Genomic DNA, 22857 nt, shown 5'->3' on the forward strand with positions numbered 1-22857 from the left:
GAACCGAGGTCATATCGAGGCCACCTTGGGAGTCTGTGCCCTCGACATGAACACACCCACGACTCACCGATTTAATGGTTACGATCTTTGAATATCCGGTGTGCGAACATATTCTCCTCGGCAGATATCGACAGAGAGGGAAAGATTGATTGGGTGTGTCGTTAGAAATTAATGGAAGTCCGGGTGGGACCGGACAGTATGGGTGAGAAACGTGGCTAAACAGTCGTCAGGTGAACACGAGGTCGATACGAGCCCCGTGGCTGATACTGTCGGCTGTCACTTCGTGCAGCGATTCACCACCCCTGGGTGGCGAAATAATTTACAGATTGACAGCCGCCAGTATGACGAGCGAGGACAGGTCAACTTCGATTTCACCATCGGGGTGAGTATCCTCGTGCTCGCGGTCCTGTTCGCAGTGACCATTACCCCTGCAGTTCTGGGCACCGAGACGGTCGACCGCACGGGATCGAACGCTGTCGCGGCCGACCGCGTCGGAAGCTGGCTGACCAGTGGTGCCCTCGGTGGCGGTGAGACGACGACGATCGCGACGGAGCGCTGTCTGGCACGGCTCCTCGGCGAGAGTGTGCCGGACGCAGGCTGTGGATTCAGCGGCTCGACACTCGCCGAGCGCGTACCGATCGACGACCGCTTGATCAACGTGACGGTCGAACGCGCCGGCACGCGCCAGTGCTGGGACGGACTGCGTGCGGGCATCGTCGATCAGTCGGGAAGCTGTACGTGGCTCGCGGCCGGTCCGTCGGCCGAACAGGGTGAGGCCGGGGCGACTGCCCGACGATCGCTGACTGTTGGTCAGGAAGCGGTGACAGTGACGGTCAGGGTGTGGTAACGTGACCGAACGAGCACAGGTGTACACGCTGGAAGGAATCTTCGCGGCTTTGATCGTCGTCCTGAGCGTCCTGTTCGTCCTCCAGACCAGCGGGGGCGTGGCGGGATCCGGTGCCATCGCCGACACCGGTCGAGACAGCAACTACGTCCGACAGGTCGTCTCGGGACTCGACGACGCGGCGCTCCGAACGGCAGCGCTGTCGTGGACGGAAGAAGATGGCTTTCACTGCTCGCCCAGCGGAACGCTGTTCTACGCCGGTGGAACGGACCTGAGCACGTGCTCGCTCTCGGCCGGCGACCCTCACAGTGGTGCCGTCCCGCCGAACGCTCTGGGTACGGTACTCGGGTCGGCTTTCGACGAGCAGTACCGCTTCAACGTGGTCGTCCGCTACAACGTTAGTGGGACCGTCCAGCGCCAGCGGATGGTCTTTCAGGGCCAGCCCGGGAGTGGGGCCGTCAGAGCGCGAACGACCATCCTCCTCGAAAACGACGACGAATTTCACGACGCGAGCGGGCATCCGAGCGGCACGCGACTCTCCGATGCACCCGACAGGCTCTACGCGCCGCCCAGTGACGGGGACGCGACCGACGACGACCCGTACAATCTCCTCTCGGTGGAGGTGATCGTGTGGCGTCCATGAGCGACCGCGGGCAGGTACTCCTGCTCGGTGCCATCGTGATCGCGGTGACTATCGTGACGCTCTCTATCGTGTTGAGCGGGGGACTCCACAACGCGACCATCGCGGGGACGGCTATCACAGATGTTGGCGGCGACGAGACCCGTTCGGTGCTCGTCGACGTTCGCGACGACGGCGCGACCGTCCTCGGGTCGGCAGTCGAGCAGCATCCGTCGAACGTCGCCAGACAGGAGAGCGCGATCGATGCGAACGTCTCGGCCCTCGACGGCTACTATCGGCGCTACTACGCGAATCAGGACGCGGCGATCGGTCTCGACCTCGACAACATCGAACGCGGCACCGTCGTCACACAGGCGAGTGGCCCGTTCGCCTATGATAGCAACGGTGACGGCGCACGCGACACAGAGGACTGGTCGATCACGGACGGCCAACAGCGGGTCAGAAACGCCTCGGTCACGGTCGACGGTGGGTCTGGCGGCACGACCGAACTCGTCTTCGACGACGGCACCGACCAGTACACGATCCAACTCGACGATACCGGCCGCGTCGCCGTCGTCTGGCCCAGCGGGACGACCGTGTGCCAGTCCAGCGGGAGTCTCCCCGTCCGGGTCAACATCTCCAACGCCTCGGTCAGTGGGGATCACTGTGGCGCGCTGGCGTTTGGTAGCGCGCTCGAAGCGCCCTACGAGGTCCACGTTCGAAACGGCGATGCGATCACCGGCTCCTATCACTTGACGACCGAGGACAGCGCACGCGGGTCGACGACGACACAGCGGGTGTACGCGGCCGAGATCTCCGTTTCGTATCGCACGGCCACAGTCGAGTACGACGGCACCGTCAGGACGGCACCGGGTGAGATCGGATGAACGACCGCGGCGTCTCCTCGACGGTCGAGTTCGTCCTCACGCTGACGCTTGCGACCGCTCTGATGGGCGCGCTGATCGTCGGCGCGACGAACATGGCCGAACGCCAGCAGGCCGCCGGAACCGAAGAACAGATGCACATCGTCGGTCAGCACGTCGCCGGCAGCATCGAGTCGGCAGATCGGCTGCTCGCGACTGCAAGTACCACGTCGACACTCGTCGTCGAACACGACCTGCCCAAACGGCTCGTCAACGCCAGATACACGATCGAAGTCACGCCGTCGGCCGTCCTGATCACCTCCGGGGCCGTGGATCGTTCGGCCCGCGTCGAGTTCGACACCGAAACCGCGGTCACGCCGACGGCCGTCAACGGCGGCGACATCGTGGTCACGACATCCGGGGGCCAACTGGTGATCGAACGTGCGTGAGGATCGCGCGGTCAGTTCGGTGCTTGGCTACGTGCTTATCTTCGCGGTCATCTTACTCTCGATCACGGCGACGTTCACCTTCGGTCTGGATGCGCTGACCCACGCCCGCGATAGCACGGTACAGGAGAACGCCCGCACGTCGATGCAGTCGCTGGCGACGGCGATCGAAGAACTCAGAGCGTCGAACACGACCGCCCGCGACATCCGTCTTCGGACCGGTCCCGGCACGCTCGAAAGCGGCGCAGAGACGACACTGACGGTCGATATCGACGGCTCCCAGACCCTGCAGACCACGTTCCGCCCGATCCGCTACCGATACGAGGACCAGCAGATCGTCTACGAAGCCGGCGGCCTGGCCCAGACGACCGGCGACAGCGGCGTCATGGTCGACCGACCGCCGTTCGTGTTCGAGGACGACACCGTCCTCGTGACGCCGACCACGACCACGCCGATCCAGCGTGGGAGTACCAGCGCACGCGCCGTGACGACGACGATCCGACGCAACAAGACACAGGCGACGCTCCTGACTGGCTCACACACGGTCGACGTCACGATCGAGACTCAGCCCCGACGGGCGGCGATCTGGCAGGAGACGCTCACGGCGATGCTCCCGCCGAGTGGCTCCTGTACCCGTGTCTCGTCGACGACGGTCTCCTGCTCGCTCACGACGAACGCCGACGCAACCGTCCTCGTCCGCGAGTTTCGCGTGAGCTACGCCTTCTCTAGCTGACCGCGTCCAGCTATCGAACCCCTGGCGAACGAAATATCTCCTCGCTCGGTGGCCCTACTCGTCTGCGACCGTCACTTCTCTCGTCGTCACGTCGAGATACGAGACGCTGTTCGGGCCACCGTCGGCCGCCCCCGGACCGCCCGGTGGGTTCAGGAGTGCCTCGTCGAAGTGGATCTCTACGTGGTTAGGTATTGTACCGGGTTCTCCGATGAGGGAACCATAGATGGTTGCTTTGTTCGCGATCGAGATGCTGGTCCCATCAGAACCGTAAATAACGCCGGTAAATGATACATCTTTGTTGAAATCGACTGTTCTCGATGATTTCATGAAGATCTGGACGTTCGGAGCGCGGTAGGTTCGACTCCCGCTTCGGTCCTTCGTGATGATCTGGTCGCCATCCCCCATCACGAAGTGGCCGCCGCCGTAAATTCGGACTGGATTGTCTCCGTGAACCTCAATCTGCCCGCTGTTTAGGTAGATACTTTGTTCGAGGTGATCGTGTGTTGGTGGATATGGCTTGTATCCGGCATACAGTTCGATAGGACCTTCCGTTGTGTTGAAAATGAGCTTCTCGCCAGACTGCAGAGAGATCCCAGCAGGGATGTAAAACTCGCTCGTATCGCTTGAACCGTTGAGAGCACAGGCAGGCGAACAACCAGACCCTTCGATATCGTCGATCGTCCCATCACCGGGGTTGTCGTTATCGCTCGACAGTGCGCTTTCTTTCGCATTAATTTCGGCATCTCTATCGGTCACTGACGGCAGCGATGGTGATTTCGGGGCAGGTGGCGATGCGGAATCTTTCTTCTGACCATCTACCTGCACAGGTGAACCCGTCTCGGTGATCGAGCCACCGGCGACCACGTCACCCGTCACCGTGGTGTGCATCCCAAGCTCGACATCGCCCTGCACGTAGAGCGATCCCTCGACTTTGACATTCTCGAACCTCGTCACGTCGCCACCGACATACACGTCGTCCTCGAAGAGCGCGCGCTTATTTGAGTTATCCCCTGAGGCGTCCAAATCGTCCGTCGTCGAGAAGATATCGCCGAATCTCATGTTCGTATCTGAAAGCTCTGTCGGATCGCCTGCACCAGGGGTTCCCCCGATTATTGTTTTCCCAGCGACACGTTCTTGCGTATTTCCACTATTGCCAGAACTGAAATCAGCACCCTCTGTGGCGGTCAGATCACCGTCGATGTAGACGTGATTCGACGGCTTGTACTCACCGTCGATGTAGACCGGTGCGTTCGTGCCACTACCCGGTGGGCCAGCGACGCCAGTCGACGAGTCGTAGCTATCCACGAACGCATGGTTCGAAAAAGACAATTCCCCGACATCACTCGTAACCACTGCACCGGGAGCCATCGGCGACGGGTCCGGCGGTCCAGACAGCGTGACCCGCGCCTCCGGCGTGCCGTCGCCGTCGAAGTCGCCGGTCGTCACCGTCCCCTCGGTCCGCTCGCGAAAGAGCGTCGCCCAGGCATCGGCGGCGCGACTCTCGACCGTGATCTCGACCGTGTCTCCGTGTTCGAGTGGGTTCGGGAGACTATTCGTCGGGAAGTGCTGTGCCCGAGCGCCGGTCTGGCGCACCGCGATGTCGTCACCGAACGAGCCGCGACTGTTCGACCCCGCTGCGACGACACGGGGCAGCGAGAGCCTGAGCGTCGGCGCGCCGTCGCGGTACTGGTACTGGAAGTCCGGCGGCGAGACCACGGTACTGCCGTCGCCACTCAGCCGGAAGATGCCTCCACCCTGATACAATAGCTGGCTGTTCGCTCCCTCGTAGACGACGGCACCGAGTTCCGTCTTCGACTCGGTGGTGCCCGCGCTGGCGTCGTCTACCGCGACCGTGACCATCCCCGCTGTCTCGTCGACGGCGACGATGTCGTTGTCTGTGCTCCCCGGGCCTGTGGTTGCACTCCCCTGCGCGAACGTCACTCGCTTCGTTCCGTCGCCGACACCGACGCTCTCGACCGACGACTGAAGCTCCTCCATCGTCGCGACGGCGCTCTGGTCGACGGTCGACGACTGCACGTCCTCGATCGCACTGCTGCCGATGACGACGACCGATCCCGACACCAGAATGACGATGGCGAGCAGCAAGACGACCCCGAGCACGCTGGACAGCCCTCTGTGGTCTCCCCCAGCCCCCATTTTATTTCACAGCTATACTAGATAATCGAGTGGCAAAATCTTTTCGGTGAAGATGATACACAAAGTCGGGAGCCACTGGGGCGTACCCGTAGCGACTCGCCAATCTAGGTCCTCCGCCCGTGAACGTGTTCTGGCAAAAGGTAGTGGACTCGCCGGGAGAACCGCTTTTTCCATTTCGCCGTCAGCCGCATTTGATTGACTGTACTTTTCGCTCTCCGCGTCTGTGTGTAGTCGGTCATGGTTTCGTGAGTGTCGGAATCGGTCATTTTAGTAGCTCTACTGCTAGCATCGTCGAGAAAGTCCCGTCGGCGCTCGGCGCCCTCGCTTCGCTCGTCGTAGTGCTGTTTGAGGACATCCACCGTCGCGTTCGACCGGTCGGAGACGACTTCCCCGATTCGCTTCCGGGCCGTCTTGTCTGGTTTCTGAGTGCGCGACATATCTGGATCGACTAGACGAATGGTAAGATCACTGGAGCGGGCGCGTGACTGAATGAATCATACTTTCGGTCAAAGTTACGATACCAGATGATTGCGTGTCTGAGACCAGCAATCAAAAGATGGGCGAACAGTGAACGAACTGGCTCTGTCAAATTCCTCAGTTGGGTATTGGCTTCGGAAGCAGTGCTGAATGCACAGCGCGAATGCTGGACAAACAGAATCTCCGATTCAGGTGCCGTATCGAATGTGTAGATTCCGAATACACCAGCCATGACGGAGTCAATATGATTAGGTCGCCAGTACACTACCAAGATCGATACGGGGCTATCCGAAGGACCTATAACCGCTTGTGTGACACCCTCGCTCCTCCGAGTGGTGGCGCCAACCGGTCCATAAACGGGAGTGATGAGCCACCCAAGCGAATAAGAATGTACAGTGAATATACATGTGTATGTCTGATGGAAAGCCAGATGTCGATGAAATAACCCAAGAGCAATTTAGTGTTTTAATCGGTGATGTTGAAGATTATAGCACGCTGGACGAATACGAATTGAAATCATTCTTTTCGAACATCTTGGTTGATGTAGCAGATGCTCTCGAACAAAACAGTGCTCGAGAAATGAATTCGTGGGGTGATGGCATTATTGCATTCTTTGATAGCCCAGTTAGTGCAGCAGAAGCTGCTTTTGAGATTCAAGATAGATTTAGGAATACTAACTGGGCAGAGATGAGAATGCCTAATCTTTCAATACGTCTTGCGCTCCATAGTGCGACCGGGTTCCTTGGCTACAATCCGATTAGAGAAACAGAAGGGGCAGTCGGGACCGATATTAACTTGACAGCTCGGATTGAGCCTATTGTTCCAGCAGATCATATATTTGGGACACAGCGCTTCAAAGATAGTCTTCCCCCTGACATTGAAGGGGGCACGATAGCATTTGATCAGCTCCATGAGCAGGAATTAGCAAAGGGGTGGGGAAGTGAACAATTGTATAATGTAAGACGTCCTAACCACCGAGAAATCAGGCCTGAAGAAATTACCGAAAAAATAAGCCAATCTGGAGAGAAAGGTGACCCCAGTGAATCGGAAGCGGTTATTTCCTTCTTGGACGGTACCGATCCTAAATTAAAACGGGATGCAATACAGATTCTCGGCTCTCGTGGAGATCAAGCAGCATTAGAAGCCCTTACCGAGACATTGCAGGCCGAAGATGAACACATTGCGGGTGTTAGGGCAGAAGCCGCAAAAAATCTGAACAATTTCGAAGATATTGTGACGGTAGAGTCCCTTTTGAAAGCAGTAGAAAATGATCCAGACAACCTTGTTGTTCACACTTCACTTGTGTCCCTACAACGACTCTCTAATAATCTGTCTCTCGAAGCTATCGAAATTCTCCAATCTGTTGCAAAAAATAGAGATGAACATACAGATGGTATAAGAGAAGCTGCCATTAGGGCGTTAGGACAGTCTGGAGAGGACAGAGCCGTGGATCCCCTCACAGATATCTTCTTGGACACAGAAAACAATCCAAGCTCACTCCGTGTCGCAGCGGTTGAGGCGATTTCGGGTATAGAAAACCCCGATGTGTATGATTCCCTAAGTGACGCTATGAAGGATCCTAATGAGGAGGTCCAAGAAGCGGTAATTTCACTTTTGGGTGGACTTGGAGAATTAAAGGCGATTTCAGATCTTGAACGAATACTCCTTGATGAGGAAGCATCCGAAAGTGTCAGATCGACCTCTGCGAAAGCATTAGCTCAAATTAGTTCTCCTGATGTTATCGATATTCTTATTGAAGCACTTCGATCGACGGAGTCTCCTCAATTGAAAGTAGGAGTGACTTCAGCCATTGGAGAAACTGGGATGAAGGGGATCAAAGCTTTGGATGAATTAGAGGCTCAACTTGTTGAACGGGATAAATATGCTGAAGAGATCAGAGGTGTATCTGCTGATGCAATCAATGAAATGAGCCAACCTCGATCAGTTGAAGCACTCATTGATGCAGCACAAAATGATCCTGCAATTGGTGTCAGAAGAGCTGCAACTGGTGCCTTAGCCAATATCGAATCACCACAGACAATTGATGGGCTAATACAACTTATCAATTCAGAGGATACGCCAGCTGATATCCGGCACGCTGCTGCTGTGTCACTTGGAGAACTTGAGCAAGTTGAGGCCATAGATGCTGTTGCTGAATTAATTGATGATCCTTCAGTTGAAGTGCAACGGGCTGCCATTCAGGCAGTATCACAGATAGGGGGTGAAAAAGCAATAAACGAATTAACAGAAGTAGTCACAACTGAGCACTACCCTATCGGTGTACGTGCAATGGCTGCTCAGCAACTTATGGATCATGAGCATCCCCGAGTCATTGCAACGTTAATTTCGGTGTTAGAAGAAGATACCACTGTCCGCGTCCGCCGAGTCGTAGCGATCGCTCTGGGTGAACTTCAGGTTTCGGATGCTACCGAGAAATTATCAGAGCTAGCCTGTGATAAAGAAATTGCACAGGACCTCCGGATTGCATGTTTATGGGCTCTTGGGAGGATTGCCAATCCCGCTGCCGAAGAGGACTTGAGTAAGGTTGCACAGGATGATGAAGAACCCTCGCGAATTTATAGAAGAGCGATCCAAGCACTCGGGAGCTTAGGGACAGCTACTGGAAAAGATACCTTGGAGAACATCGCGGAATCAGCGTCTGATGAACGAGCAATTCAGGCTCAAGACGTACTGGAACAGGGGCCAGAAGACGTACGTCAGGAACTTGGTGAGGAACTGTCAAACCCTCGGTAATGTGATGGATAGGGTACAGTTGGAGGTGGGATCGAAACCTTCTCAGAATGAACGGAAGTGGTAAGTCGAGAGTTTTCTATTCTGCTGAGAAATGAAGTAAGCCAGACGGTCAACAAAGCGCCCGGTATCACATGTCGACCGTACTGCCGTCGCGTACAATCAGACCGTATCGACAGAGGCTCTCGTAGCGACTGACTGCCTTCGATCGGATCTCACGATACGCTTCTCGGTTGCTATCTGGCATATTCGAGGCAAAGATAAGATGGTACATAGGCGGTCGTCACGTCCAGAGTGGAAGTGAAAGTGGTCAGTACTCTTCCTTCTTGCCGGCGTTATCCCGCTTGGTATCGACCTGCAGTAGACGGGTGCTGTGGCGCTGCCGGCGGTGTCGTCGCTGCGACATCGGTGTTTCAGCCACCGATTAGCGTCCTGTGGGTTTTCTACCTCGCGATCGCGTTCTTCTGGGCGATTCACGTGTGAGACGGACCGATCCGCCCGATACAGTGCCCCACTGTCACCACCGCCGACTGGAAGTGTCGCACGAACCTTGATTCACCTGGGGGTCGAACTACAGGTATGGTGGAGTTGACAGACGAACGACAGACCGTACTTCGGGCGCGTTCCCAGTTAGACCAGTGGACGAGAACTGCCCGAATGGAGGCGTACGCTGAACTGTTCGAAGGAGACGATCCCATTCTCTCCTCCAAAGAGGAGCAACTACTCGATATGCTTGACTCCGAACTGGAACGAGAAGGCGGCGACGGTATCTGGGGGACCGATCAGTACGGAATCCACACGGCGGGGCCCTCTGGTTCGGAGACTTCACTCGGAGTGGTCTGCGTGTACCACCCCCAGATCACCAAAGACTCCGTCCTTCGCGGAGCCGACGATCTCGACGACGAAACCGAAGAGCGGCTCAACGCTGCACTCTGGAACTACAGTGAGCGTGTGGCGACACTCATCGGAGCAAAACTCGACGAGTTCGTCCGAAAAACGCAGTGTGATTGATTGCCCAGATCATTGGCTCAGCGCTCGTTCTCCCTCGTAGGCGTCGAACCAGTCAGTGACGATCTGCTGGAGCGCCCCGGTCGTGCTCCCGAGGTTGAGCAGTTGATACCCGTTCGTCGCCTTCTCGTTGACATCGTCCATCCCGAATCCGAGACCGCCGACGGGAACACCTGCATCGACAGCGGTCGAACGAATGGTCTCGACGGCTCCCTGCACATCTGGATGATCGATCTCGCCGGGACAGCCCAGTGATACGGAGAGGTCGAGCGGGCCGATGAAGACGAAGCCCAGTTCCGGGACGTCCAGGATCGCGTCGAGATTCTCGACGGACGCTTCGGTTTCAATGGTCACGCCGACGGTCGTCTCCCGGTCCTCGGTGGCAATGTACTCATCGGCGAGCCCCCAGCGTCGGGCCCGGGGCGACCCGAGTCCCCGATCGCCCGGACTCCCGTCGTAGCGGAATCGAGCGGATTTGACCGCCTCACGGACCTCCGTCGCCGTTTCCACGCGGGGCAGAAAGACGTTCCTGACCCCGAGATCGAGAGCTTTCCGGACCAACGTTGGATCCGTGTCGGGGAGTCGAACGAGCAGTTCGAGGCCCGTCCGTTCGGCTGCGCGTAGGAGGTCCTCGATAAGATTCGCGTCCCACGGATCCGGTCCCCCATGTTCGAGATCGATCCAGACGAAGTCCAAGTCGAGTTCGCCGTAGAACTCCACGAGTGTGGGACTGTACGTGTTGTCAAGCAGTCCGAGCGCAACGCCTCCGTTCGCTAGCGTGGCAGAGAGGTCGTTTGTCGACGTGGGATGGACCATCGGTGTACCTTCGGGACCGAACGGCAAACATCTAGTGTACAGATCACCGCGGTCGTTTTGATAGCCACTCCTCGATTCACCCACCGAGCCACCAGCCGTAGAGTTGTTCCTGCTCGTCAACGTCAGGATGCTTCTTCGACTGGCCGTAGGTTTTCCCCTTGAGGAGTTGGCGTTCGACAGCGTTCGCGGCGAGTCGAAGCGCGTGGGACGCACCGTATCCCTCCCCGTCAGCAGTGAAGTACCCGCGGTCGGTGACCAGTCGAATCCGGGCCAGCACCAGCGGCACACCCCGGGTCTGTTCCGTGTGCTCTTGCAGTTCGACACTGGCCTTGATCACGCTCATCTCACCGTACTTCGAAGTCATGCGCTCGATCAACGCCGAGACGTCGTCGTAGCTCATCCCCTCCAGCAGGTCGTCCCCGAATATCTGTACGGTATTTTGCTCGTCGCGCTCCCAGGTGAGCGCCTCGATGACGTCGGTTTTCGTGATGATTCCGACTGGGGCGTCAGTGTCTTCGGTCGTGACGACGAGCGAGGAGATTGCCTGCTTGAACATCGTCTCGACGACCTCGTCTAGTGGTGTGCTCTGCTCGACCGTCACGACTGCATCGGACATCAGATCCTGGACCGGAAGATCGAGCATTCTGTCGATGTCGCCCTCGCGCGCACCGAACCCACCACGATTCTGCCCGCCGCCACTGCGGCCACCGAAGCCACTCGACGACCCACCTTGGCTCTTGGTGCCGCCCCGCGTAGTGAACTCGATGACGTCGTACAGACTCAACATTCCGACGAGGTCGTCGCCGTCGACGACTGGGAGATGGGCGATACCGGCTTCTCGAAGCATGTTGAGTGCTTTCCCGATCGTGGTCTCAGGAGACGCACTGATCAACTCAGCTGTGTAAGCGTCGTCGACGGTCGCCGCGTCGAGAAACGGACGCACAGCTTCGAGGACGGCATCGCCAGTCACCACGCCTACGACACGGTCGTCCCCGTCGAGTACGGGGAGGGTCTTGGCGTCGCTGCCGATCATAAGTCGCGCGACCTCGCGAACGTCTTCCGTGCGGTCGACAGTCGGGACGTGCTGTACCTGTGAACCGACCTTCGCGGACGGCTGATTGGACGAGGACGCTATCTGTCGGCGACTAACGACGCCGCGATACTCGTCGCCGTCTGTGATGACGACGGCATCGAGTTCTTGATTCTCGAACGCCCCGCCGACCTTCGAGAGCGGCGTGCCGATGTCGAACTCGGTGAACTTCGGGGAGAGGATCTCGGAGATATTCATGTGTGTCACTCTATTGAGAGGAGCGCGCCACTGTTATACTTGTTGCTCCATTGATATTCTAGGTGGCGCTTGGATTGCCCAATTCCTCGTGTTGTTCCACGTGCACCTCACTCGACGTTCGGAATCCCGCGTCGGCTCGTCGTTTTCGGTGACACCGCTGTTCTCCGAAGGCTCACGGGTCTGCACATCGTCGGTGGATCTGCCTTGCTCGACGAAGCATTGCAGTTTCCTCTAGCGAGTGAAAAGTAGGTGTGTGGCGTGCTCCGGGATCTTGCCGTCCGGGAAGCACATCTCGCAGCGGTCGTAGGTGTGGCGGATGCCGACCACGTCTCCCTCACCGAGATCGTTCTCGTCGAGCTGGCGGTCGATCTGGGAGTTCGACCACATCGCCACCACGTCGCCGATGCCGCAGGCCAGCTCGATCACCGTGGTGTCGTACTTGCCGCAGTTGGGCGTGCGGTCGCGAATCTCGCCGACCACGTCCTCGCCCGCGTCGAGTTCGATCCATTCACTGTCGTACTCGTCGTCCTGCGTGTTCGTGTCGACCGGTTCGAGATCGTCGAAGGATGGCGTCTCTTGGGTTGCCATACAGGAGAGAGTTCGCGAAGTGTTACTAGAAGGGTCCGTCAGCCAGAGTGAAAGTGATAAGACATCGGTGAAATACAGATGTCGACAAAGGAAGTTTCGAGTGTCAAAGACTATAAACCTGCCAAAGTGTCTAAAATCATGAACCGGATAGGCAGTCTTAGTACTCTGTTACCATCAGTGGATCTATCCTCAGATGAGATTCTACATAATAACAAGTTCAAAGCCGCGATCGCGGGCATCTTCACTGGGATATTGTGTGGGATATATGTAAATCTCCAATCACAGGTGCCGACCCTTTACTTTTCCACGTTGGCTACTGTACAGGGTTCGATATTTGGTATAATCGCAGCCATCTACATCTTAAGCCGTCAACTGGCTGCATCAGAATACACTCTTCATGCACTAACGACTTTTCAAAATGTATCTGAATACAAAGTCACAGTTTCTATTTTTTCTATATCAATATTTATCGATATTATTTCTGTCGGACTGATTGCTGACATTCATTCAAATCTCATCGTGCGTGTTGTTGCAGTGTCGTTGACATTGGGTTTAGGACTGTCTAGCTTCGCCTTATTATATTATATGAGGGATTCCTTTTTAAGCAATATTAATGTAGACGATATTCCTGAAAATGTTGAAGAAGGTGTGAATGAGGTAGACTGGAGAAAAGAGGTTACAAAAGAAGTCGGTATACCATTCTACCAGTTTTTTGAGACTACAAGATCTGCTATTAGAAACGATGACCGACAGGCAGCATATGAAATATTCCAGAAGGTCACCACCGAACTGTCAACCAACATCGAATCTGATGTCGAGAGCCAGACCGAGCTAAGTGACGATCTTACGGAGGGGTATAACAAAATTATAACCGAATTTAAAGAGATTGGGATCGTCGCAGTTGAAAATGATTACATTGAACTGGTAGTACCTGTGATCAAATGGTTAAATAAAGAAGGTGAGAGATTTTGCAAAGTTCCAGCACCAGAAATTGGAGCTAAATCTATTCGAGCAGTTTCCGATATCCATCACGAATTAGTGCCCGCTGATCGACCAACTTCTGTTGCAACCGGCGTATGGCATGGCTATAAGAAGCCTCTGCTACCAGCTGCTGAGAGAAATCAAGAGAAGCCTATTCAAGAAGGTACGATTGCTATCGGCGATCTTGTTGGGATTGTTGCTGAAGAGCATGAAGAGTTAGATGTGGAAAAATCTAGGTATTCATTAGTTCTTCGTGTATTCCTATCCCAATTCATGGACGTATGGAATGAGCATGCAGAGAATCACTTGGAGGACATCACTGTTGATGATATTCTATACAAGGATGGAAAATATATGGAGCCCGGAGAGTTTAACAAGAACCACAATTATTTCGAGGATTCATTTACTTCAATAATGCTCCATGTAACATCTGCCGAAAGGTCACTCCAGCTACCTATGGTCGGATTCTCAAAGATTGCCGAAACCGCCCTTGATGGATTAATTGAGTTGATTAAAACAGCATCCGATAATGATCAGGAGGATTTCGTGGTGTATTATATTGAGGTTTTGATATTGGTGGCACACGGATTCAGTGAAAGTACAAGATCGGTGGTTCGAACAGAAGAAAAACTAAGAACAGTACAGGATCATAGCGATACTTGTGGATCTGCGTTAGAAGAGGTAATAGACCGCTTCAGTAGTTCAGATAGTGCAAGACAAAGGCTAACATATCAATATTATGTTGGGGTATTCATGCACCAAGATTATGATCAGTCAGATCTTGAGGAATTCATCAATGATATTGAAGATATGGATGTTGTGAATTCTCCTACTCAATGAGTTTGGAAGACACCACTATGGAAAACCAGCGGTGGCCCCTAAGATAGTTCAGTGGATATGGGGAACACATACTAAGTGCAAGGTAGCCTCTAGTGGACATACACTAAATATAAATTAAAAAATTTCATTGTGAGAATGTCCGGCTTTTACTGGTATATCCCAATATGAATACGCGCCAATATAGTCAACCACACACTGAAATGTCACTTCCTCGGGCAGCGTTGAACGCACCTGCGGCTGTTCGACATCAGAAATCGCCCGCTCAACGGCGGCTTCGAGATCGTCGAGGTCGTCCCACTGCCGGCGGGCGAGATCGTCCCGAATCTCTCGCTCACTGGCAGCCTGCACGGAGTCGAGTGAACACCACCGAACAGTCTGCCGAACGTCGGGATCTTGCGTGTGGTCGTTCGGATCGATACCCTCGGTGATAGGCTTCGAGCAGGACCAGAAGCGCCGGTTCGTCACCCAGTAGAGGGCGAGCTTCCACGTCGCCGCTTTGTCAGCAAAGGCCTCACGCTCGTCGTCGTCCGGTTCCTCGAACGACTCGGTAGCGTCGAGCAGCGAGCCGAATGTCGCGCTCAGGTACTTGCCGAGGTACGCACCAGCTGTGGATTCAGTCGACTGCTCGTCGTCGTCGAACTCGATCAGCTCGTGCGCTCGTGTTCGCTCGCGAACCCACTCCGCCTACGTCGAAACACAGCCATCCACGTTGTGGACTTGCCGGGATTGAGCAACCGCGAAGCGTTTGCGATGTTCGGTGAGTCCACGACTGAGTGAACGTAGAGAGCGAAGGAAGTGGACTCGCCGGGATTCTCGTGAGCGGAGCGAACGAGAAGTCGGTGATGCCGTTGGCTCCCGGAGCGAAGCGAGGGCAGAAACGGTATCACCGGGATTTGAACCAGAGGAAGACGGTCGCCTCGCTTCGCTCGACGCTGCGACTTCCAGGGGTTCAAATCCGGGCGTCGTCGGGCGACAATTGCCGCTCGCGCGTTTGCTCGCGGCAAAATGTAGTGGACTCGCCGGGATTGAGCAAACACGAAGCGTTTGCGATGTTCGGTGAGTCCACGACTGAGTGAACGTAGTGAGCGAAGGAAGTGGACTCGCCGGGATTTGAACCCGGGGCCTTCCCCGTGCCAGGGGGATGATCTACCACTGATCTACGAGCCCTCGCATCGTTTCGTACCGGGTGGGTTTTCTTAAACCCATCGAAGCGGTTGGGCTGTGTGCCACAGTGTCGTCCCCCGATGAGCGCATCGAATCGGCCACAATAGCTAAGAGGGGAGAGAGCATCGCTCCGGCACACTCAGTTTCGGTGTGCGGTCACTGGGTCAGGCACGGGAGATACATGCGGGGTCACAACAGGCGCGGGCAGACGACGCTCGATTTCGCGTTCGGCATGAGTCTCTTCATCGCCGTGGTGTTGTTCATCTTCTTGTTCGTTCCCGGAATCCTCGAACCGTTTACCGCGGGCGTGCAAGAGGAGACAGTGACGACGAACCGGGTGGCGGACGAACTCACGCACGGCTTGCTCGGATCGCCCGAGAGGCCGAAGGTGCTGAATCGGACGTGTACGGTCGGATTCTTCGACGGGGTGGCGGTCAGTGGCTGCCGGTATTACGGGACGGGGACACTGCCCGAGCGCATCGGGATCGACCCGAACCAGAACGTCAACGTCAGCGTCTACGGCAATCAGTCGGCGAGTGGCGACGGTCGCGACGTGCTGTGCTGGGACGAGGACGGCGATCGGCTGGTCGAGCAGGCCGATAGTGCCTGTGTCGTCGGGGCGAGTAGTCAGGACGTGCTCTTGCGTGACGGTCGGACGCCACCGCAGCGAAACGACGACTCGGTGACGGCGACGCGGGTCGCGTCGCTGTTCGGTGGGGACGTGACCGTGGAGGTGGTGATGTGGTAGATCGCGGGCAGGCCCACACGCTCGAAGCCGTCGTCGCGGGGTTGTTACTCCTCAGTAGCGTCATCTTCGCGTTACAGATGACGGCCGTGACGCCGCTGTCGGCGAGCACCTCCAGTCAGCACATCGAGAATCAGCAGCGGTCCGTCGCCCGTGGTGTGCTGGCGGCGGCGGCAGAGCAGGACGCGCTCGCGTCGTCTGCCCTGTACTGGAACGACACGGCCGGGGAGTTTCACGGTCTGTCGAGCGTGGATTACTACACGAACGAGCCACCGAACACCACCTTTGGTCGGATGCTCGACCGGACCTTCGACCAGCGTGGCATCTCGTACAACGTGTATCTGGCCTTCGAGACGCCGGCCGGCGACCAGAAGCGAAAGCGGATGATCTATCGCGGGGTCCCAAGCGACAACGCCGTCGTCGCCGCCCGGACGGTGACACTGACCGACGACGAGCCGTTGTATTCGGCCGCGGCCGAGCCGATTCCGGGATCGCGCCTCGATAACGCCTCGTCGTTCTACATGGGCGACACCGGTGGGGCCGTCTACAACGTCGTCCGCGTGGAGGTGGTCGCGTGGCGGATCTGAGGAGGGAGCGCGGCCAGATCATCCTGATCGCCGCGTTCGTGATGGCGGTGACCTTCGTCTCGCTGGCGCTGGTGGTCAACTCCGCTATCTTCACCGAGAACCTCGCCAGCAGGGGCGAAACCGCAGGCAGCGACGACGCGCTCGTCGTCCGCCACGAGGTCCAGCAATCGGTCGGCGAGACCATCAGGTACGCCAACACCTACAACACGAGTTCGGACGCGAGACAGGCCCACAACGTGACCGAGAGTGTCGCCACGATCGATGCCTCGGTCGCGGGCCAGCAGGCGGCAACCGGAAAGATTGTCGGGATCGACAGCCCGACGGCGTTCGTCAACGGGACGCGGATCAGGGACAACGCCAGTGGTGGCGGCTCGACGTTCGAGAACGCCTCGACCGGCGGCACGCCACAGCCAGACTGGGCGGTCGTCGAGAGCGTCGATCGAACGCGCGCGTTCGAGATGAACCTCAGCACTGCGAGTGGCTTCGCGGTCACGCTCGTCGAGACTAGCGGGACGGACCGCTGGCGGATGATGGTCACGGAGAGCAGCGGCGACTTCACTGTCACCGTTCGAGAGTCCGGGACCACCGTCGGTAGCTGTACCGTCGGCCCGCGCCAGCACGTCCAGATCGACGTGACCGGCGGGCGGGTCGGCGGCGAGCCGTGTCCCTACTTGCAGTTCGGTCGCGGGGTCGACGGCAGCTACGATCTGTTCTACAACGACAGCGACGCCGTGCTGGGCAACTACTCGCTGGTGGTCGACGAGGACGACTATTCGAACGCCAACCTCACGGGATCGCCCACCGACACCGATCCGTACACGAGCAACGCCATCTACGCGGTCGAGGTGCAGTATCGATACGACGGGCCGGCCATCGTCTACGACACCACGGTCCGCGTCGCACCGGGTGAGCCACGATGAACGACCGGGCCACCTCCTCGACGCTCAATTACGTGTTGAGCCTCTCGATCGCGACCCTGCTCGTCACCGGACTCTTGCTCGCTGGCGGGACCTTCGTCGAGGATCGCCAGAAGCAGGTCATCAGGTCGGAACTGGGCGTGATCGGTCAGCAGGTCGCCTCGGACATCAACCGGGCCGACAGGCTGCTATCGGCCGGCCGCGGCGACACGCGCGTTCAGATCGGTCAGTCGTTCCCCGCCCAGATTACGGGGACAGGCTACAGCATTCAGTTAGACCCGGGCGATGGGCAACTCGTGCTCGCCTCGATCGATCCCGAGGTTCGGGTCACAGTTCGAGTCAGGACCGAGCAGACGCTGGTGTCGTCGTTCGCCGACAGCGGTGTCGTCGTGGTTCGCAATCGGACGGGGACGAGCGACGAACTGGTGATCACGAATGGATAGCCGGGCCGCGAGCGAAGTGCTGAGCTTCGCACTGGTGTTTGGCCTCGTGATCAGTTCGGTCGCGATCATCTCCGTCTCTGGGCTCGACACGCTGCAGGACACTCGTGATGCGGAACAGCTCAACAACGCAAAACGAGCCTACGACGTGCTCGCGGACAATCTGGCAGACCTCCACCAGCGCGGCGCACCGAGCCGTGCGACGGAGATCAGCCTCGAAAACGCACAGCTGTACACCGCCGACAACGTGACCATCAACGTCAGCGTCTACGATTCCGCTGGCTCCGGCCGGGTCAGCGTTACCAGAGAGGTCACGCCCATCGTTTACGAGGGCAACGAGGATCGGGCACTGATCTACGAGGGTGGCGCGGTGTTTCACACGACTCGTGACGGGGGACGCATCGACCACGCACCGCCCGTCGTGACCCGCTCCGATCGCATGCTCGTCCCGATCGTCCAGACCCGGGTCGGGAACACACGCAGCGTCGGCGGGACGACCGTGCTCGTGCGAGCAAGCACCGAGGCGACGACCCTGCCGATCAAGCGCGGCGCACAGGACTCGGTCGACAACGTCTCCGTGAACGTCACGTCACCACGTAGCGACCTCTGGCGGACGTACTTCGAGACGACGCGACTGGACAAGTGTACCGACGGTGTCGACGCCGACGGGGAGACGTACACCACGTGCTTCGCCGACGGCGGCCCGGCGCGTGTCTACGTCCCGGTGCACGCTCTCGACGTAGAGATCGAACTGTAGCCGGTGGGTACCGATCACCCGTCGTTGACTTCGACCGGGTTCTCCGAGATGTGGAGGAAGGTGAGCCGGACGATGTTCTCTTCGGGCGGAATCGCACGGACGGTCCGCAGCGAGCGGTCGTAGTGGACCGCGCCGCCGTTCTCCATACTGACGCTGCCGGCGACGACACCGCCGTAGATGTCGCCTTTCTCGACGGTGACGGTGCTCGAACCGAGCGTGCCTGCCGGTGCCCAGAAGATCCCTTCGAATCGGTGGGTGTCACTCGACGTGCCATCGATCCGTGCCCGGAAGTCGCTGCGGCCGTAGAGCCAGAACTGTCGGGCGTTCTGGGCGTCCTGCACGTCGACTTCGCCACCACTGCTCTCGATCGAGAAGTGATGACCGCTCGCGGTCGTGGCCTGTCCGTCGAGGTACACTCGGACTTCGCCAGTGCCCTGAATCTCGATTCGGCCGTCGTTCTGCACCTGCACGTAGTCACGAACGGCGATCTCGATCTTCCCGTCGCTCCCGGTATCGAGCGTGAGCGTATCACCGTCGACGACGAGACTGTCGAGGTGGTAGCTGCCGGGTCCGAGCGTCTGGTCACCGCTGTCGAGTGTGTCGCCGCTGATCGGGACACCGGTGTCGCTGTTGTTGTTCGACGCGTCGATCGCCCGGTATCGTCGGCCGACGTAGGAGTCTGCTGGCCCGACGCCCTCGACTTCTGAGATCTGTTCGAGATCGCCACCGACAGTTCCGGTGATCTTGGTGCCGTCGGCGTAGTCCACGTCGCCGGTCACCTCGCCCGAGCCTTTCACCGTGACGAAGCCACCCGATTCGACCGATCCGTTCACTTCGCTGTTGCCCTTGACTGTCACGTCCCCGGCCGTCCGGATCGTCCCCGCGTTGGTCCGTGTGTCGGCGTAGGTGCCCGTCCCGACCGTGGAGTTGTAGCTGTCGGTCCGGGTCGTGGCGCTCCCGCTGCCGGCGAGTTTGATCTCGCCCGCCGCGGACGTGGCCGCGATGGCGCTGCTGACCGTCTGTGGTCCGGTTGGGACGACGAGTGTCGACGTTGCGGTCTCGTTCTCGTGGTCGACGACAGCGGTGCCGTCGGTTCGGCCGGCGAAAAAGCGTGCCCACGCGGGATAGAAGTCGCTCTGAACGGTGACGTTGACCTGTCCGCGTTCGAGTGGATTGATCCAGTCCTCGTCGGCGGTCGCGTTGGGGAAGTACTGCTGATTCGGGCCGTTTCGCGTCACGCTGACCGGCCCGGAGAGCGAGCGGTCGCCGGTGACCGTCACCAGTGGCAGCGTCAGTGTGGCGTCCCGATAGTGAAACTCCGGCGGCGAGAGCATCGTCGTCCCGCCGCCCGCCGAGCGCCGCCAGACGCCCCCGCCCTGATAGGCGACGGCCGTCTCGCCGTTCTCGTAGACGACCGCGCCCAGCGTGACGTTCATGATCGTCTGCGTCGCGCCGCTCTCGTTCGTGACGGCGACCCGCATCCAGCCGGCGTCGTCGACGACCTCGTAGCCGCTGGGGCCGGTTCGCGTGAGGACGACCTGCTGGGTCTGTGCCTCGCCCAGCGCCACCATCGCGGTCTGGGAGTCGAACTGTGTCAGTGTCTGCTCGGCCCGGTCTGCGTCGAGTGTCTGCTGGGTGTCCCAGAAACTATTGGACCCCAGTGTGACGACCAGTAGCGAGCCGCTGAGAACGATGGCGAAGACCAGCACGATCGCCAGCGGTCCCGTCTGTGCCCGCTGGTGCTGGTGACCCCGACGTACCTGACCCATACCTCGACAATTCGAATCAGTACTGATAAAGCGCGCGGCAGTTCGGGATCGTTCACGGCGCGAACGCGGTGGTATCTGTGTTGAGACCTCGACTCAGGCGTGCCAGTAGTGGCTGTCCGGCGCTATCAGCGATAATAACAGGGCGATCGAGCGGGCCACACTGTGCCGTTCAGCCGCTCTCGACGATCACGTCGTTGGTCGATACGTGGAGATAAGTGACGCGGACGACGTTCGTGCCGCGGGTGAGCATCTGCTCGTTTTTGAGGGCCTCGTCGTAGTGGAGACTCCCGCCGTTCCCGCTCTCGATGGTCGTCGTCCCCGTGACGACGCCGCCGTACAGTTCGCCACCCGCGAAGGTGACGCTGCCGGTCCCGCTCTGGCCGGGCGGGGCGTAGATCACGCCGACGTACTTCGCGCCCCCACTGAGTCGCGCCGTGAGATTACTGCGTCCGAAGAGGCGAAACTGGGGCGCGTCGTCGCCGTCGTTCGTGATCTCGGTTCCACCGGACAGACGCACGTCGTTGGCCTGACTGCCCGATCCCTGGACGTAGAGGTGGACGCGTCCGTCACCGAGTACCGTCACGTCGCTGCCATCGAGGTGGACCGCCTCGCGAACGCCGATGTACACGTCGCCATCGCTGGTATCGAGTACGATGTCGTCGCCAGTGGACGGGTCGATCCGTTCGAGGTAGTAGGTGCCGTCGTTCAGCCAGACTTCGTCGCTGGCACCGTTAGCACCGAAATCGAGGCGGTCGCCCGTAACGTTGGGACTCCCGGCGTTGTCGTTGTTCGACGGCGTCGCGTACTCCGTAACGGTGTCGACGACGAGCGTGTCGATCGGTCCCGTCGTCGGCACGTCCTCGATCTGATTGACCTCACCGTCGGGGTCCTGAATCCGATCGGCACAGTCGGTGTGGGGCGGCCCATCCTTCGTCTGACAGTTCGTCGAATAGTTGATGTCGCCATAGACGTAGGGCTGGCCGCCGCCGTTGCTGCCTGAGACTTTCACCAGACCGCCCGAGACGAGGTCTCCGTAGATGTACGACCCGCCGGCACCGTTGCTGATGTCGATGTCGTCTCCGTAGACGATGTCGCCCTCGTGGCCCCACGACCCGTCCGTGACCTGATCGCAGTAGTCGTCGCCGGTCCCACTGGAGTTGTAGCTGTTCGAGTACACTTTCAGTCCGCAGGTCTCGATCGCACTCCCTTTGATGACGAACGTCCCGCTCGCCGACAGGCTCGCGGACGCCCGCGTCACGCTCGTGTCTTCGAGTGGCGTCACGAGCTGGATCGTCACTTCCTCGCTTGGGTGGTCGTAGCTGACTTCACCGTCCGTCCGTTCCTCGAAGTAGCCGCCCCACGCCTCGTAGTACTCGCTCTGGACGGTCACTTCGACGCGACTCCCCGACAGTGGGTTCTGGAAGTCCGGATCGATCGTTCGGTTTGGGAAGTACCGCGTGGTGTTGTTGGGGCGGACGGCGGCGCTGGAACGCAGCGATTCGTCACCGCCGACTGTGACGAGTGGCAGCGTCAGCGTGGCGTCGCGATAGTGAAACTCCGGCGGCGAGAGCATCGTCGTCCCGCCGCCCGGCGAGCGCCGCCAGACGCCGCCGCCCTGATAAGCGATGGCTGTCTCGCCGTTCTCGTAGACGATCGCGCCCATCTCCTCCTCGAAGATCGTCGTCTCGCTCCCGTCGGTCAGGTTCGTGTACGAGACGGTCATGGTCCCCGAGCCGTTCTGGACGCTGTAGTCGCTGCTCGATCCCGCCAGTTCCACGCGCTGGAGGTCGGAGTTGCCGAGTCCGACCATCGCGATCTGTGAATCGAGCTGAGTCATCGACTGGGCCGCGCGGTCGCTCTGGAGCTGATCGTTCGTCGCGGCGAACGCCTCGGCACCCAGTGCGATCGTCAACGTCGATCCGGCGACGACGATCGCGAGGACCAGCACGACCCCGAGAACGCTGCTCTGGGCGCGACCGTTGGCTCCTCGATGCGTCCCCATATTGGGTACAACGTGGACACTACTCCGACATAAGCCGAGTGGCCGCAGTACCAACCGTGATAGCG

Annotated in this window: 20 protein-coding genes, 1 tRNA gene and 1 pseudogene; 13 read left to right on the top strand and 9 right to left on the bottom strand. The window is 58.6% G+C overall.

Going from position 1 to position 22857, the window contains the following annotated elements; all coding sequences use genetic code 11:
- The first annotated feature begins 283 nt into the window (after window positions 1–283).
- From AC5FRW_RS11740 to AC5FRW_RS11760, 5 genes are read left to right on the top strand one after another with little or no spacing between them, the layout of a single operon-like run.
- Window positions 284–847: a DUF7287 family protein gene (locus tag AC5FRW_RS11740; RefSeq protein ID WP_493568831.1), complete on the top strand. Its 564-nt coding sequence runs from the start codon at window positions 284–286 to the stop codon at window positions 845–847.
- Between the two features lies 1 nt (window position 848).
- A complete protein-coding gene (locus AC5FRW_RS11745; protein ID WP_493568649.1) occupies window positions 849–1487 on the top strand; it encodes a DUF7288 family protein in 639 nt (212 codons plus the stop codon).
- The gene (locus tag AC5FRW_RS11750; protein ID WP_493568650.1) at window positions 1484–2350 is read left to right on the top strand and encodes a hypothetical protein; all 867 of its coding nucleotides are present in this window, start codon (window positions 1484–1486) and stop codon (window positions 2348–2350) included. The genes AC5FRW_RS11745 and AC5FRW_RS11750 overlap by 4 nt, the downstream gene beginning before the upstream one ends.
- Entirely contained in the window at window positions 2347–2775 is a 429-nt protein-coding gene (locus tag AC5FRW_RS11755; RefSeq protein ID WP_493568651.1) for a DUF7266 family protein, read from the top strand. The genes AC5FRW_RS11750 and AC5FRW_RS11755 overlap by 4 nt, the downstream gene beginning before the upstream one ends.
- A complete protein-coding gene (locus AC5FRW_RS11760) occupies window positions 2768–3505 on the top strand; it encodes a DUF7289 family protein (RefSeq protein WP_493568652.1) in 738 nt (245 codons plus the stop codon). The genes AC5FRW_RS11755 and AC5FRW_RS11760 overlap by 8 nt, the downstream gene beginning before the upstream one ends.
- A 54-nt stretch (window positions 3506–3559) precedes the next feature.
- Here the strand turns inward: AC5FRW_RS11760 and AC5FRW_RS11765 are convergent, their stop codons facing one another.
- Window positions 3560–5662, bottom strand: a complete 2103-nt coding sequence (locus AC5FRW_RS11765) for a DUF7289 family protein (RefSeq protein WP_493568653.1) — start codon at window positions 5660–5662, stop codon at window positions 3560–3562.
- 888 nt (window positions 5663–6550) lie between these two features.
- Between AC5FRW_RS11765 and AC5FRW_RS11770 the strand changes: the two genes are divergently transcribed.
- Both AC5FRW_RS11770 and AC5FRW_RS11775 read left to right on the top strand, forming a co-directional pair.
- On the top strand, window positions 6551–8893 hold the full coding sequence (locus AC5FRW_RS11770) for a HEAT repeat domain-containing protein (RefSeq protein ID WP_493568654.1): 2343 nt from the start codon (window positions 6551–6553) through the stop codon (window positions 8891–8893).
- Window positions 8894–9469: 576 nt separating this feature from the next.
- Window positions 9470–9901 carry a DUF7539 family protein gene (locus AC5FRW_RS11775; RefSeq protein ID WP_493568655.1) on the top strand — a complete coding sequence of 144 codons (432 nt, stop codon included), beginning with the start codon at window positions 9470–9472 and terminating at the stop codon, window positions 9899–9901.
- A 9-nt stretch (window positions 9902–9910) separates the two neighbouring features.
- Here the strand turns inward: AC5FRW_RS11775 and AC5FRW_RS11780 are convergent, their stop codons facing one another.
- The 3 genes from AC5FRW_RS11780 to AC5FRW_RS11790 form a co-directional block, all read right to left on the bottom strand.
- Window positions 9911–10714, bottom strand: coding sequence for an HpcH/HpaI aldolase family protein (locus AC5FRW_RS11780; RefSeq protein ID WP_493568656.1), 804 nt, complete (start codon window positions 10712–10714; stop codon window positions 9911–9913).
- Between the two features lie 76 nt (window positions 10715–10790).
- Entirely contained in the window at window positions 10791–12002 is a 1212-nt protein-coding gene (locus AC5FRW_RS11785; RefSeq protein WP_493568657.1) for a CBS domain-containing protein, read from the bottom strand.
- A 231-nt stretch (window positions 12003–12233) separates the two neighbouring features.
- Complete coding sequence (locus AC5FRW_RS11790; protein ID WP_493568658.1) at window positions 12234–12590, bottom strand: hypothetical protein; 357 nt, start codon at window positions 12588–12590, stop codon at window positions 12234–12236.
- Between the two features lie 78 nt (window positions 12591–12668).
- Between AC5FRW_RS11790 and AC5FRW_RS11795 the strand changes: the two genes are divergently transcribed.
- On the top strand, window positions 12669–14411 hold the full coding sequence (locus tag AC5FRW_RS11795; protein ID WP_493568659.1) for a hypothetical protein: 1743 nt from the start codon (window positions 12669–12671) through the stop codon (window positions 14409–14411).
- A gap of 114 nt (window positions 14412–14525) precedes the next feature.
- On the opposite strand, the gene AC5FRW_RS11800 is transcribed toward AC5FRW_RS11795, so the two are convergent.
- From AC5FRW_RS11800 to AC5FRW_RS11810, 3 genes and pseudogenes are all read right to left on the bottom strand, one after another.
- Window positions 14526–14759: a hypothetical protein gene (locus AC5FRW_RS11800; RefSeq protein WP_493568660.1), complete on the bottom strand. Its 234-nt coding sequence runs from the start codon at window positions 14757–14759 to the stop codon at window positions 14526–14528.
- A 132-nt stretch (window positions 14760–14891) separates the two neighbouring features.
- A pseudogene (locus tag AC5FRW_RS11805) lies at window positions 14892–15080 on the bottom strand (DUF8148 domain-containing protein); the annotation flags it as partial.
- Window positions 15081–15506: 426 nt separating this feature from the next.
- Window positions 15507–15578: transfer RNA gene (locus tag AC5FRW_RS11810), tRNA-Ala, on the bottom strand.
- A gap of 178 nt (window positions 15579–15756) precedes the next feature.
- On the opposite strand from AC5FRW_RS11810, the gene AC5FRW_RS11815 reads away from it, so the two are divergent.
- From AC5FRW_RS11815 to AC5FRW_RS11835, 5 genes are read left to right on the top strand one after another with little or no spacing between them, the layout of a single operon-like run.
- The gene (locus AC5FRW_RS11815; protein ID WP_493568661.1) at window positions 15757–16323 is read left to right on the top strand and encodes a DUF7287 family protein; all 567 of its coding nucleotides are present in this window, start codon (window positions 15757–15759) and stop codon (window positions 16321–16323) included.
- Window positions 16317–16907, top strand: a complete 591-nt coding sequence (locus AC5FRW_RS11820; RefSeq protein WP_493568662.1) for a DUF7288 family protein — start codon at window positions 16317–16319, stop codon at window positions 16905–16907. The genes AC5FRW_RS11815 and AC5FRW_RS11820 overlap by 7 nt, the downstream gene beginning before the upstream one ends.
- Complete coding sequence (locus AC5FRW_RS11825; RefSeq protein ID WP_493568663.1) at window positions 16895–17827, top strand: DUF7261 family protein; 933 nt, start codon at window positions 16895–16897, stop codon at window positions 17825–17827. The genes AC5FRW_RS11820 and AC5FRW_RS11825 overlap by 13 nt, the downstream gene beginning before the upstream one ends.
- Complete coding sequence (locus AC5FRW_RS11830) at window positions 17824–18267, top strand: DUF7266 family protein (protein ID WP_493568664.1); 444 nt, start codon at window positions 17824–17826, stop codon at window positions 18265–18267. Before AC5FRW_RS11825 ends, AC5FRW_RS11830 begins: the two co-directional genes overlap by 4 nt.
- A complete protein-coding gene (locus AC5FRW_RS11835) occupies window positions 18260–19021 on the top strand; it encodes a DUF7289 family protein (RefSeq protein ID WP_493568665.1) in 762 nt (253 codons plus the stop codon). The genes AC5FRW_RS11830 and AC5FRW_RS11835 overlap by 8 nt, the downstream gene beginning before the upstream one ends.
- Before the next feature lie 14 nt (window positions 19022–19035).
- Here AC5FRW_RS11835 and AC5FRW_RS11840 read toward each other — a convergent pair whose 3' ends face one another.
- Together AC5FRW_RS11840 and AC5FRW_RS11845 are read right to left on the bottom strand one after the other, a co-directional pair.
- Window positions 19036–20790, bottom strand: a complete 1755-nt coding sequence (locus tag AC5FRW_RS11840; protein ID WP_493568666.1) for a DUF7289 family protein — start codon at window positions 20788–20790, stop codon at window positions 19036–19038.
- Between the two features lie 169 nt (window positions 20791–20959).
- Complete coding sequence (locus tag AC5FRW_RS11845; protein WP_493568667.1) at window positions 20960–22792, bottom strand: DUF7289 family protein; 1833 nt, start codon at window positions 22790–22792, stop codon at window positions 20960–20962.
- Window positions 22793–22857: the final 65 nt, after the last annotated feature.

The sequence above is a fragment of the Halomicrobium sp. HArcht3-1 genome (assembly GCF_058933345.1).